Consider the following 14250-nt stretch of genomic DNA (forward strand, 5'->3'; position numbering starts at 1 on the left):
AATGAAGTTATAACTGATATCAGGAGGGCAAATGAATTTAGAAGATAGAAATAAAGAAATAGATTATTATATAGATAACTATCCAGAAAATGCACCAGTTTTAAAAAGAATTAAAGATAAAATAAATCAAGTAGAAAAACAGTTACAAGAACAATATTCTTTAGTTTTTATAGCAGAAAAAGGTGCAGGAAAGACAACAACTATAGATTTTTTATTAGGATTAACACAAGAAAAGCAAAAGATAAATGAAAAAACTAAGAAAAAGTACATAGTAGAAGAAGATGTATTAGAAACAGGATCAGGAGCAACTACAACATCAGAAGTTGTAATATGCCAAAGTGATGAAGAAGTAAGTAAGATAACAATAACTCCATACGAAGTAGAAGAAGTTAAAGAAATATTAGTTGTTTTTGCAAAATCAATGTTTTCTAATGTACATGGAAGTACTGTTGCTGATGAGCAATTAGCACCAGAGTTAATAAGAGCATGTAGAAATATGACTGGATTAACTGAGAAAAAGAATGAATCTGGAGAAAAGGTTGATTTACTAAAAGAGCTAATATTACAGTATAATGCAGAAGATTACAGTAGTTTTGAGCAAAAGATAATTGAAAATGCAAAGCTTAAAGATAGGAATAAAACTACTTTTATATGTGATGACAAGAACGAAAAATCTTGGATAAAAAAGATATTTAGAAGAATAAACTTGGTACATATAAAAGAAGCACCATTACCAAAGAAAATAACAGTAATGTTAAGTAAAGATATATTTGATTTTAGTAAATTTAATAGAATAAGTAAAATTATAGATACTAGGGGACTTGAAATTGCTTCAAATACAGATAGAAGTGATATTAAAAGTATTTTCAGAGATGGTGAAAACAACATCTTATTATTTGTAGATAAATTTAATAGTCCATCTAAAAGTATAATAGATTTAGTAGATCATTATATTTATGATGATGGAATGGATATAGTTAATAGAGTAGGGTATATAGTTAATCACAGAGATGGAGAAGCAGAAAAGGTTGTAGGCTGTGATGGTATTATCGATAATGAGGAAGATGGAATAGCTGAAAAGCGTAATCAAGTTATTCAAATTTTTAGAGATAACAATGTTTATATTAAAGAAGAAAATATTATATATTGTTCACCTAAAAGATATTTAGATGAAGAAGGAAGAATTAAGATATCAATTGATGAACTTGAAGAGTATGATTATGATAGACATGCTATAGAAGAAGTTAAAAAAGAAGCTAGACAAGCAGAGCATGATTTATTTGTAGATAATATTATTAGTTTTATAGATGATTATGAAGCGAAGTTAGAGTCTGATTTAGAAGAAGCATTAAATAGTTATGAATCTATTAAGAGAGAAATTGAAAAAGACTCAACATTAGATGTAACTCCAGTAGTTGACTATATTAATAATAAAGAAATTAATATGGACTTAAAAGATAAAATTTTAAAGATGTACGAGGTGTATATAGGTAACAAATTTCCCAGTACACTCAGGGCTATTAATAATAGGTTTGGTATTTATAATAGTTATGATATTTATTGTGAAGGGGCAAATGTAGTTGAAAGCTTAATAAAAAGAAGTTTCAAGAATTTTAAAGATGAAATAATAGATCAACTAGATTTATCAGCAAAAGGAAAGAAATTGAATAATAATCAGGAAAAAGCTAAGGAATTTATAACTAAGGATATTAATAAATATTTCTTTAATTACATGGAAGAAATAAATAATTATTTTTATAATAAATTAAAGGAAGATACTTTTTCAAAGGAAAATTCAGAGTTTTGGGATGAAGTAAAAGCACGTTGGGGTAAAGGTAGTGGATATAGAAAAGATGTTGTTAATCTTTATGAAAAGAATATCCAAGACAATGGATTAAGTAATGAAATTAATGATGAAATTGATGAAATGATTAATGGATTTAAATTAGGAATAATAGATGTATTAAATAATGTAGAAACTAATTAGTGTTATTATTAGATAGTTAAAGGGACTTAATTTAAAAATTAGGTCCTTTTAATTTTAGAAATAAAATAATAGTGAGTTTATTGAAGAAATATACATGAAATTGTATATATAACTAAAAAATAGTACAATAAATAATATAAAAAGATAACTGACAAAGGGAGTGGGATAATGGTACTAAAAGGGGAATTTTTTAGTGTAAAAAGTAAAGAATATAATGATAAAACGTTAAATTGTGTAATGCAAGCTGTTAAAAAGCTTGATGAAATAGATGATAAACCATTAATGATGTTAGGTAAAATTCAAAGCGGTAAAACTAGATCATTTATAGGAGTAATATCATTAGCTTTTGACAATGGGTATGATTTAGCTGTGGTGCTAACTAAAAATTCAAATGCACTTGCAAAGCAAACAACAGCTAGAATGAAGCAAGAATTTTATGATTTTAGGGATGATGATATTATTGAAATATTTGATATTATGTGTATACCACCTAATATGTCACAATTTGAATTAGATAAAAAGATGATTATTGTTGTTAAGAAAGAAAAGAATAATATTCCAAAACTTATGAACTTTATAGAAAAATATGCTTTACATAATGATAAGAAATGTTTAATTATTGATGATGAGGCAGATTTCTGTAGTATAGGTTATGATAAGAATAAAGAAACAGAAGATTTTGATTTAAGAAGAATAGCTTCTCAAATAAATGATTTAAGATTGCAACTTACATGTAAGTTTATACAAGTAACAGCTACACCATATTCTTTATATTTACAACCAGAAACTATTGATTTAAGTGGAGAAAAGGAAATAAGAGCTGTAAAGCCAGCTGATACTGTTTTAGTACCACATGGAGAAGGATATATAGGTGGAGAGTATTACTTTGATAGAGATAAACATCCATTAGGAGAGTATCTATTTCATGCTATAGAAGAAACAGAATTACAAATAATTAAAAGTTCTGATAGAAGAAGATTTAAAGATGAAGAAGTTTTAACTAGTGATAAGGTAACAGGACTTAGAACATCAATAATTAATTTTATTGTAGCTGGATGCATAAGAATTATCCAAAATGGTGGAAATCCAAGAGGAAAGAAAAATAAGTTTAGTTTTATTATTCATACAGAAATATCTAAGGCTGCTCATAGTAGGCAAGAAAATTTAATAAGTATGTTAATTGAAAAGTTAGAAGAAGAAGTTAATGGTGATAGTAAACTTTTAGATAAGTATATTGAAGAAGGATATAATGATTTAGCTAACTCAGTTAATAAGTATGGATTTGAGGTACCTTCCTTAGAGGAAGTTAATAAATATGTAAAAAGATCTATAAAAGAACAATGGGTAACTAAAGTTATTGTAAATTCAGAAAATGACATTAATGCTTTATTAGATGAAGATGGACAATTAAGGCTTAGGACACCACTTAATATATTTATAGGTGGACAAATATTAGATAGAGGAATAACTATTGCTAATCTTATTGGATTTTATTATGGTAGAGCACCGCAAAAAATGCAACAGGATACTGTGCTGCAACATTCAAGAATGTATGGATATAGAAGCAAAGAGGATTTAGCTGTAACTAGATTTTATACAACTAAGGATTTGTATAATAGAATGTCTAAGATTAATGATTTTGATGCGAAATTAAGAGAGGATTTTGAACAAGGTAATTTTGAAAAAGGTGTTATTTTCATTAGCAAGGATGAAAATGGACGTGTAATTCCATGTTCTCCTCAGAAAATTATGATTAGTAACACACATGTATTAAGACCAGGAAAAACAGCCACTCCCGTAGGTTTCCAAACAGGATTTAAAACATATATTAAGAAAAACATAGAAGTGATAGATAATATTCTTAAGGAAAGGAATCATGGAGAATTACAAGGAAGTTATAAAATAAGCAGGGAAGAGGCCTGTGAAATAATAAAAAATGTATATGAGTCAATAGAAATTGAAAGTGATAATTGTATTGATGAAAAAGCATTTATTTCTTTAATTAATTATTTAAGTAAAAATTATGTTAATGTATATGTAGGTATAGATAGAAAAATATCTAGGTTAAGAAAAACATCAAGATATTATTCTGATATGCCATATAATAGAGATAATGACTTGAAAAAAGCAAAATTAATGGCAATTGAAGAACCAACATTAATGCTAATGAAACAAACTGGATCAGAAGAACTTGGTTGGAGAGGAACAGAATTTTATTGGCCAGTGTTAGTAATACAAGATGATGTTGATACGGCTGTTTATACATCTGAGATATTAAAATAAAAATATTTATTTCTAAGTCAGTGTGACAAGTTATAAATATTTTTAAGACACAACTACAGATAATCATATAAATTAAGGAGATGGATTAAATTATGTACTTCAAAAGATAGATTCTTTAGATGAAAGAAAATATGCAGTTATTATAGGCGAAGCTCACTCTTCTACTGCAGGAGAAAATATGAGTGCATTAAAGGAAACATTAGCAGGTAAAACTTTAGAAGAAGCGGTAAAAGAACAGACAGAAGAAGAAAAGTAAGAAAAGTCTAGTATGGATAAAATGTCTGAGCTTATAGAAAAGAGAACTAATTTAAAAAAATGTTAGCTTCTTTGCTTTTACAGCAACACCTAAAAATAAAACAATGCAAATATTGGGCAGAATAGGTGATGATGAAAAGCCATATGAATTCCATTTATATTCTATGAAGCAAGCTATAGAGGAAAAGTTTATATTAGATGTTCTTAAAAACTATATGCCAGTTAGTGTCTATTATAAGGTAGGAAAGAAGATTGAAGATAATGCTGAATTTGATAAGGGTGAAGCTAAGAGGGCTGTAAATAGATTTGTTAGTTTAAATGCACATAATATAAGACAAAAGGTTGAAACAATAGTTGATGACTTTATGCTAAATAGAATAATGTGGATTGAAGGAAAAGCAAAGGCTATGGTTGTTACTGCAAGTAGACTTCATGCTGTAAGATATAAACTAGCTATAGATATATAAAGGAAAAGGGATATAATATAAAAGCTTTAGTTGCTTTTTCAGGAACAGTAAAGGATGAAGAGGAAGAGTATACAGAAGTTTCAATGAATAAAGGTGTTGCAACTGATATTACTGAAACTAATTTACCTAAGATATTTGATAAAGATGAGTTTGAAATACTTATAGTTGCAGAAAAATATCAAACAGGATTTGACCAACCAAAGCTTTGTGCAATGTATGTAGATAAAAAGCTTGATGGTGTTAAAACTGTACAAACTTTATCAAGATTAAATAGAACTTATCCTAATAAACAAACTTTTATATTAGATTTTCAAAATGATGTAGAAGATATTCAAGCAGCATATGCTCCTTATTTTGAAATGACTAATATAGATAAGGTTACTGATCCTAATGTAGTTAATGATTTATGGTATCAGTTACATTAATATGGAATTTATCATGATGAAGAAGTAAATGACTTTTCAACTCTTTTCTATAAAGAAAAAAGAACATCAGCACAAGATGCAAAGATGAATAGCATAATAGATAAAGGAGTAGAAAGATATTCTTTCCTAGAAGATGATAGTGAAGAGGAAGCTGATGAGTTTAAGAAAAAAGCTCAAAAGTATATAAATTTCTATAACTTTTTACTTCAAATTTATCCTTTAAAGAATTTAAATCTTTTAAGACTTCAAGTTTACTTAGTTGCTTTATTAAAGAAATTACCTAAGAAGGGTAAGGAAAGAGTAAACTTAGATGATATATTAAGTTTAGATTGTTATAAGCTACAACAGCTAGGTAAAGATGAAAAACAAGGTTTTGATATTTCTCTAAGCTATGGAGATGGAGAACTTGTAGGAATATCTGAAACTGCAACATCAAGAGTTGCTGAAGATAATGAAGATTATTTAGATGATATAATTCAAAGAATTAATGATGTTTTTGGTATTGGACTTACTGAAGAAGATAGAATAATTATTTAATGGTAATCTTCAAAACTTTATGATTCATTATGTATCAGAAAAGATTTATGATCAAGCTAATAAATAATATTAAAAAGTATACAAAAATTATACAAAAATTATACAAAAATTTTAAAGAAGTTAATAATCTTATTTTAGGATTATTAACTTCTTATTTTTATTTAAAATAATTAAAAGTAAGAATAAAGTTTAGGTTATTATTTACAACAATATTAGAAATTAGAATATTATTCTAAAATATGTATTAATTTATGTGTGAATAGTTTGAATTTTTAATGAATTACACATAGCTTTCGACACAATAAATAAAACAGCTTTGATATAATATAAATAAAGGAAATATATTGTCATAATAAAAAAATAAGGAGAAAGATATGGATAAAATAACTGAGTTTAATTATTCATTAATATTATATTTTACTGAGGTTTTAGAGGAAGATATAGAAAGAATTTTAGATTTTATTAAAAAAGGTATAACTGTTCATTTATTTTTAAGTAACACTTTAGAAGAAGAGTTAGAATTAAATGAATATGATTTAAATATATTTAAAAATGAGATAGATAATAATTTATTATTTGTTTATGAGAATCAAGAGCAGGTTTCAGATGGTAATGAAATAATTGCAATTGATGGAGATATAAAAAATACAAAACTATATGATAAGTTATGTAAGGATAAAGATTCAAAATTTAATAATAACCAATATGAGATTATTACATCATATGAAAATTCAAATTACATAATAGTATCTGGAGCAGGTACTGGTAAAACTACTACTATGATAAATAGATTAATATATCTAAGAAAGAAAATTCAAGGCTTTACATTTGATAAGGCAGCTTTAATTACATTTACTAATAAAGCAAGTAGGGAAATGCGTGAAAGATTAATTTCAGTATTAGAGAGATATTTTAGTGTCACAAAGGATCCAAAGTATTTAGATATGATGGATGAAGCTACAAGATGTACAATTAGTACAATACATGGATTTTCTAAAAGACTTATTAATAAATATGGTAAAAATATAAATATCAATAAAAATGTTAAAGTAAGATCATTTAAGTTTTTTAGGCAAAAAGCAATAACAGAAGCACTAAATGATTTATATAAAGAGCATAGAGAATTATATAATGTGATTAAATATTATCCTCATTATGATATAGAAGCAAAATTACTTTCAATATGGAACAAACTAGATAATTATTCAATAGACGTTAATTATATAAATTATAATGTGGATTTTGGAGTTGATGAAAAGAACTTTTCTCAAATAGTAAAAATAGTAATAGAAAAAGCTCAAAAATATTTAGAAGAAAATAAAGAGTACGAAGTAGAAATAGTTGATTTAATGAAAAAACTATCCTATAGAGAGTTATTTACTGAAGCTAAAGGTGAATACGATTTAATTATGGTAGATGAATTCCAAGATAGTGATAACATTCAAATAGACTTTGTAGCTAATTTTTGTAATGTTACAGGTGCAAAGTTAATGGTAGTAGGAGATGAAAAGCAAAGTATATATAGATTTAGGGGGGCAGAGCATACTGCTTTTGATAGATTAAGACAAGCATTAAAAGAAAATAATAATTTATTAGAAGAATTTACTATGGTTAGAAATTATAGAACAGATAGTGAATTATTAAATGAAATAAATGATATTTTTATTAATATAGACAGTAGAGTTGATAGATTTAGATATAAAGAAGAGGATTATATTTATTCTCTTATAAATAGCGATAAAATCTCTAATATAAAATATGTTTCTTTACCAGAGTATAACGAAGAGTGTGCAAATTTCTATCATGATGTATTGAAAAACAAAGATTCAAATGATTACGTAGCAGTATTATTTAGAAGTAATAATGATATTAAAGAATTTAAAGAGTTTTGTGATAAAAATAGTATACCTTGTAGAGTTGATATAAGTGGTAGTTTTTATAGGCATGAGGCCGTAAGAGATTTTTATATAATGATTAAAGCACTTGTTGATACAAGTTCTACGTCTATACTATATTCATTTGTCGAAACTCCATATATAAATAAAAATATAAATAAAGGAATCATACTTACTGAAAGTAGAGAGAAAGTTAATGAGTATTTATCATCTATATTAGATGATAAGAAGTGGACAAAGTATAGAGATATAGTTCAAGAAAAGAATGTTTTAGAAATAATAGATTCAATTATTAGTGATGATGAATTTAATCCTATAAGGGGATATTATACAAAAGAATATTTAAGAGCAAAAGCTAATGGTAGAGATGCAGAAAAAATTGCAAAGATAAAAACCCTTGAATATAAACTTAATTTAGAGCATTTACTATATTTAATTAAAGAAAATTTTTCGGATAATATTTCTTCAATAGCAGCATTAGAACAATTTTTAAGATTGAAAATATCAACAGATGATTCAGTAGATACTAGAAAACCATCATCATTTTATGAAAGAGATTTTATTCAGTGCAGCACAGTGCATAAAGCAAAAGGATTAGAATATGATTATGTAATATTACCTAAATTAACCAATAGGTTTATTACAAGTAAGGCTGTTGATGTTATTGTTAGAACAAATAAAAATACTGTTGAAGTTGGATATAAAGTAAGATTAGGTGATGATGAATATAGTAACTCTAATTATTCTAATTATTTAAAGGATGAAAAAAGTGAAATAATTGGTGAAGAGGCGAGACTTCTATATGTTGCAATGACTAGATGTAAGAAAAACTTATATTTAAATTCGGCAGGATTAGCCGCAACAGAAGGTATTAACAATTGGAAGAGCTTAATAGGAGGAGCAAGAACTTATGTATAAGGTAGAGACCCATAATAATTCTAGAGAGTATTATAAACAATTAGTTGTTGAAAATGATGCAGTGTATATTACAGCCAATACATCTCTTTCACATATGATAAAAGAAGTTTCAAAAGTATCTAAAGAAGATGATTGGAGAGTAATTGATATTGAAAACTTTATTAACAACTTATATCCTAATTGGACAGATACTATAAATGAAGTTAAGTTAAAGAGTGAGCTTAGAAAATCTATATACAAAGTTAGAGAAACTATTAAGTCTAAAGAAGAAATAGAAGAGCTTAAATTTTTAGAAGATAATATTTCAGTTGTATATAGTGATTTTAGATGTTTAGCAGAGGCTGGGATTAAAGAATTAAGTTATGAAACAATTGATATAAAGTTAAAATTAATAAAGGATATATTCAATGTTTTTTCTAAAACAGATTTGTTTAAAGAAATAAGTAGAGAAATATTAAATATTAATGAAGTTATAAAGTTTCCCCAAAAATTAATTGAGAAACATTTATCTAATATAGCGAAAGTAGATGAAAATAAAGCAAAAGTTACTAAGAAAATAATGGATAGTAAAAATAATGATATAAAGAAAATATATTTCTTTAATATTAGTAACCTTGATTTAAGAAGATATTTAGTTGCAGAAATTTTAAGATGTGCAGGGTTTGAAATAACTTTTGTTATACCTTATTTTAGCTCATTAAATATAGTTAATAAATGTTGGGATATGGTATATGGAGATACAACTTTATTTAATATTAATATAAATAAAAAGTACTGTAATCCAAAGAGAGAAAATTTAAAATATATCAATTTTCTTGAAGGGAAAGAAGTAGTAGATTTTTTAGAAGAAAAGATTTCTAGTAAAAACTATAGGGAAGTATATGACTTTAAGAAAAAAATAAAAGATAAAAACGTAATAACTTTATATAAAGATAGTTTAAAGTCAATTATGAAAAGGGATAGCTTAAACTTAAAAGAGAATTGTTATCAAAATTCAATAGGTAGATTCTTATTTAATTTATACAATTGCAAAGTTGTTGAAGATGAAATAAAGATTGATTTTGATACATATAGAGAGATGATTACATCTGGCTGGATAGAATATAAGGGATGGAATGGATTAAGATTACAAGCTTATTTAGTAGATAATTCAGAATATTTTTCCGGTGTAACTACATTAAAGGAAATTATTATAAGAATAGAAAATTTAAAAGAAGTTAAAGAAATTAGTGATGTGTTTTATGAACAATCAAAAGATAGAATTAAGAAAAATCCAACAAAACAATTTTTATCAAATCCATTTAAAGCATTTGGTTATGTAGATGTTGAAAAGTATAAAATTACAGTAAATAATATGTTAGAAGTAACTTTAAAGCTGAAGAGGTTTTTATTAAAGGCTTTTGAAAATGAAAGTGGTTTAATAAATATAGAAGAGCATTTTAATTTGCTTATACCTTTATATAGAAATAAATACATTGTTGATTTATATAACAATGGTAGTGAAGAGCAAAAGAAGGTAGCTAGAAGAATATATGCAGTATTAAGTAATCCTAAGGACTTTGGAGTAGAGCTTCATAGAGATGAATTAAAAGATTTATTTAATGTTAAGTTAGGTCTAGAGAAAAAGCAAATAGATGAGCAAGAAGAGGACTTTTCAGTAGATCAATTAGAAGGGTTAATATATAGAGATAAGTTATTAAAGAGCAATAATGGAACTTTATATTTAGGAGATATGTCCTATAAGGCATATGAAAAATATGTTGAGAGGCTTAAGAAATTTGATAAGGTACTTTCAGTTAATGATTTAAAATATATTTTTCAAAATAACCTTATAGGTAGAAGTAAAGATATAGTTTTACAGGGAATAAAACTTCAAGAGGATAGTAGAAAAGCTGGTGAAAGTTATTTTAAATTCGCATTAGCTAATTTAATTATTAATTATGATGGAAATATTGAATTTAGCTGGATAGAAGGGTTAAGAAAAGATGATAGCAAAGCAATATTCCTTAAGCAAATAGAAGCACTTTATGGAAAAGCAGAAGATGAATTACAATTTTTGGATGGTAGTGAGTTTGTAGAAGAAAAAGATATGGATTTTGATTTTATAACCAATTATGATAAGAAAAATATTTTAGATAATGTGAATAGTGTTCCAGAAGTTGCTTTTAGAGATTTAGATTTTTGTGGAGATAAATTCTTATATTCATCAATTTTAGAAGGAAATCCAGCTTATTATTCAGATTTTCATCATAAATTAACTTTTTCAGCATTGGTTAGTATATTTAAAAATAATATAGAAGATGGTTATTTAAATATGCTTAAGTTTGTTTTACCTCTTTTTCCACAATGGAAGGATGTAGTGAAAAAGAATATTTTAGATTGTGAGTTTTCACGTAAAGGATTAAGGGAGTATAGATATTTTGAAGGTGTTAATTATCCTAAATCTATTGATGCTTTATACTTATTAAAAAGTAAATATATTGTTACAGAAAATAATAAGATAAGAAATAGATATAATAAAGGTGAATTTAATGGAGACAGGTATTATAAAGAGTTTATTGAAGAGTTTTTAAAGGGAGAACAAAATAATAATGGGTTACATTGTAGAATGTGCCCACATAATTATCTTTGTAAGAAAGGGGAGTTTGTAATTGACAGTAAGTAATGAAAAGTTAGAGTTTTTTACTAAGCTCTCAAAGATATGGCAAAATTTTAAGGACTATAGTTATTTAGAAGGAATTAATTTATCTCAAGAGCAAATAAATATAATTGAGCAAGAGGAAGATCAATTATTAATAGAAGGGTATGCAGGAACAGGAAAAAGTTTAACTTTATTATATAAGTTTATTAATATATTAGTTAGAGAAGAAAGTAAAAGAATACTTTACGTAACTTATAATAGTACTTTAATTGAAGATACTAAAAAGAGATTAAAGACTTGTGCTGAATATAATGAAAATAAAGATAGACATGATGTTAATATTCAAACTTTCCATGAGATGGCAGCTTCAATACTTAAAGAAATAAAAGTTATAGATAGAGGAATTGGAAAGTTATCAATTGAAACAATTAATAAAAAAGGTGGAGATGCATTAAGGCGTATAGCAAGTGTTCATTCAAAATATACTGAAGCAAGGTTTGATGAATATAAAGCATTAAGTAAAGAAGAAAAATTATATTCTACACATGATATGAAGTTTGTTACTGAAGAGATATCATGGCTAAAGGCTATGGGATTTACAACGCTTGATAAATATCTTTCAACTGAAAGAACTGGTAGAAGTAAGCGTATAAGACTTACAAGAAGTCAAAGAAAAACTATTTTTAAGATATATGAAGAGTATCAAAGAGAACTTTCTAATAATAAATATGGATTAGTATTGGATTTGGAAGATTATGCACTAAAAATATTAGAAAAAGAATATGAAATTAGTCATGATTTAAAATATGACTATATTTTTGTTGATGAAATGCAGGATCTTGATCCAATGCAAATTTTAGCTCTTTGTAAATTAACTAAAAAGTCTATTGTACTTTCAGGAGATGCAAACCAAAGAATATATAAAAAATGTCCTGTAAAATATGATGAATTAGGATTACAAGTTAAGCAAAAGGGAAGAAAAAAGGTATTAAAGAAAAATTATAGGTCTACTGCTGAAATAGTTAGACTAGCTAATTCGTTGAATTTTTATGATAACGAGGATAAACTATCTGAAAAGCAATTTGTTAAAGAAGGAGATAGACCAATTATTCATAGAACAAAAGATTCTGCAACAGCAGCAAAGTATATTGCTGAAAAAATTAAAAAGATACATGCTGAAAATTCTAAAAAGACTATAGCTATTATTAATAGAGAAGAAGTTAAAAAAAAGACTTATGGAAAAAGTTCATTTAGGTTATATCTTGAGCAGAATTTGATATATCATACATTTACAGATATAAATAGTTATTATAAAAAATTTGATCAAGGTAAGGAGAGACAAGTGTTTTACACTAATCCTTATGATGTTAAAGGATTAGAATTTGATATTGTATTTATAACTGATTTTAATAAAAAATATTATCCAAATTTAAATGAACTTGATAAAATGTCTAACAGTAATGATAGTAAACAAAAAGAATTATTAGATGATGATATATTAGAATTTATAAATATAGAAAAAAAGCTTTTGTACGTAGCCATGAGTAGAGCAAGAGAAGAATTATACTTAATTGCAAATGGATGTGCAACAGAAAAAACTATTTCAGAATTTATATTTGATTTTGAATCAAAAGATTATGTTGCAAGTGGATTTACCAAGAGTGGTATTGAAAAGGCTAAGATTCATTATGATAATATTGGTAATGGAAAATTATTTAAAATTAAAGAAAAGGAAATACAAGAAAAAATTCAAGCAGAATTTACAAAGAAAATAGAAGAGATAAAAGAAAAAGAAGAACAAATAAATGAAGCTGTTGAAGAGATCAATACAGTAATAATTTCTAATAAAAATATATCAAATGGTTTAATGGAAAATGTAAAGATTTTTGAACCAGTTGATAATGATAGGCTTAGAAAGCAAACTACTTTAAATATTGAGGAACCTAGTAATATAAAAGAAACAATAAACATAAAAGAAGTAGTTAAAGAAAATAATAAAAATAATATTGACTATAATAGAAACATTAACATAAATAAAGAAAGTAAAGCAAGAGAAACAGCTAAAGTAAAGTCTAATTATAAAGAAGTAAATATTACAGTAGATATAATTGATAAGACTGTAAAGCCATTGTTAGCTAAACATAAGATTAAGTTTGTGGATAAGAGAAGTAAAGGGGGAGCTTTCTGGATTATTGCTGGTATGGAGATAAAAGATTTGATTGATACATTTAATAATTATGGTTTAAAATTAGCTTTTGCTAAAAATGGTGGAAGATCTACTGGGCATAAAGCGGCTTGGTATACTAAGTAAATACTTTATATTAAATTTAGTTTAGAATCAAGAATAATTTCCTTAATAAAATAGTATTTATTAATAAATATATTTATGTTTGTGAGGAAAAAGTATGGCAGTTAAAGTGTGTAAGAAATGTGGTGAATATAATTCAGAGTCATCTATAATTTGCTACAAATGTGGAGAATTGTTAAATAATACTGAAGTAAGAGATGCGGGAAGAACAGTAGATTATAATAGTCAAATAGAGTGTCCTAATTGCGGTGAAATGATCAAATGTGGTAGTATAGTATGTCCAGAATGTAGAGAGATAATTACAAAGAAAATTAATAAAACATCTAATATTATCTATAAACATGATGAGGAGTATTCTGGAATTGCATTATATATTTTTTCAATTTTAGTTCCTATAGTTGGATTTATTGTAGGAGCAATTATGTTAACAAAAGATGATGAATATAAAAGATCAATAGGAGCTATGTGTATAGTATTAGATATAATATATATAATATTAGCAAGTATAATTATTTATTTTTACATTTAAGTACA

Annotated in this window: 9 protein-coding genes; all 9 read left to right on the forward strand. The window is 25.7% G+C overall.

Annotated elements, in window-relative coordinates:
- Positions 1-31 precede the first annotated feature (31 nt).
- Positions 32-1987 (forward strand): hypothetical protein, encoded by a 1956-nt coding sequence (locus tag TY07_RS10095; protein ID WP_042399054.1) that lies wholly within the window; start codon positions 32-34, stop codon positions 1985-1987.
- A gap of 168 nt (positions 1988-2155) precedes the next feature.
- A complete protein-coding gene (locus tag TY07_RS10100; protein ID WP_042399057.1) occupies positions 2156-4270 on the forward strand; it encodes a Z1 domain-containing protein in 2115 nt (704 codons plus the stop codon).
- Between the two features lie 359 nt (positions 4271-4629).
- Positions 4630-4992, forward strand: a complete 363-nt coding sequence (locus TY07_RS18595; protein ID WP_242833249.1) for a hypothetical protein — start codon at positions 4630-4632, stop codon at positions 4990-4992.
- An 83-nt stretch (positions 4993-5075) separates the two neighbouring features.
- Positions 5076-5417, forward strand: a complete 342-nt coding sequence (locus tag TY07_RS18600; protein WP_242833250.1) for a type I restriction enzyme subunit R domain-containing protein — start codon at positions 5076-5078, stop codon at positions 5415-5417.
- An 84-nt stretch (positions 5418-5501) separates the two neighbouring features.
- Positions 5502-5954: a hypothetical protein gene (locus TY07_RS18605; protein WP_242833251.1), complete on the forward strand. Its 453-nt coding sequence runs from the start codon at positions 5502-5504 to the stop codon at positions 5952-5954.
- A gap of 374 nt (positions 5955-6328) precedes the next feature.
- On the forward strand, positions 6329-8767 hold the full coding sequence (locus TY07_RS10110) for a UvrD-helicase domain-containing protein (protein ID WP_042399060.1): 2439 nt from the start codon (positions 6329-6331) through the stop codon (positions 8765-8767).
- Complete coding sequence (locus TY07_RS10115; protein WP_042399063.1) at positions 8760-11432, forward strand: hypothetical protein; 2673 nt, start codon at positions 8760-8762, stop codon at positions 11430-11432. Before TY07_RS10110 ends, TY07_RS10115 begins: the two co-directional genes overlap by 8 nt.
- Positions 11419-13719, forward strand: coding sequence for a UvrD-helicase domain-containing protein (locus TY07_RS10120; protein ID WP_052330688.1), 2301 nt, complete (start codon positions 11419-11421; stop codon positions 13717-13719). The genes TY07_RS10115 and TY07_RS10120 overlap by 14 nt, the downstream gene beginning before the upstream one ends.
- Before the next feature lie 94 nt (positions 13720-13813).
- Positions 13814-14245, forward strand: a complete 432-nt coding sequence (locus tag TY07_RS10125; protein ID WP_042399067.1) for a zinc ribbon domain-containing protein — start codon at positions 13814-13816, stop codon at positions 14243-14245.
- The last annotated feature ends 5 nt before the right edge of the window (positions 14246-14250 follow it).

Source organism: Clostridium saudiense (assembly GCF_000577815.1).
GTDB lineage: Bacteria > Bacillota > Clostridia > Clostridiales > Clostridiaceae > Clostridium > Clostridium saudiense.

Excerpts from the sequence above, each read along its gene's own strand:
- TY07_RS10115 (WP_042399063.1), top strand. The coding sequence starts at position 8,760 with ATGTATAAGGTAGAGACCCATAATAATTCTAGAGAGTATTATAAACAA.
- TY07_RS10125 (WP_042399067.1), top strand. The coding sequence starts at position 13,814 with ATGGCAGTTAAAGTGTGTAAGAAATGTGGTGAATATAATTCAGAGTCA.
- TY07_RS18600 (WP_242833250.1), top strand. The coding sequence starts at position 5,076 with ATGAATAAAGGTGTTGCAACTGATATTACTGAAACTAATTTACCTAAG.
- TY07_RS10095 (WP_042399054.1), top strand. The coding sequence starts at position 32 with ATGAATTTAGAAGATAGAAATAAAGAAATAGATTATTATATAGATAAC.
- TY07_RS10110 (WP_042399060.1), top strand. The coding sequence starts at position 6,329 with ATGGATAAAATAACTGAGTTTAATTATTCATTAATATTATATTTTACT.
- TY07_RS10100 (WP_042399057.1), top strand. The coding sequence starts at position 2,156 with ATGGTACTAAAAGGGGAATTTTTTAGTGTAAAAAGTAAAGAATATAAT.
- TY07_RS18595 (WP_242833249.1), top strand. The coding sequence starts at position 4,630 with ATGCAAATATTGGGCAGAATAGGTGATGATGAAAAGCCATATGAATTC.
- TY07_RS18605 (WP_242833251.1), top strand. The coding sequence starts at position 5,502 with ATGAATAGCATAATAGATAAAGGAGTAGAAAGATATTCTTTCCTAGAA.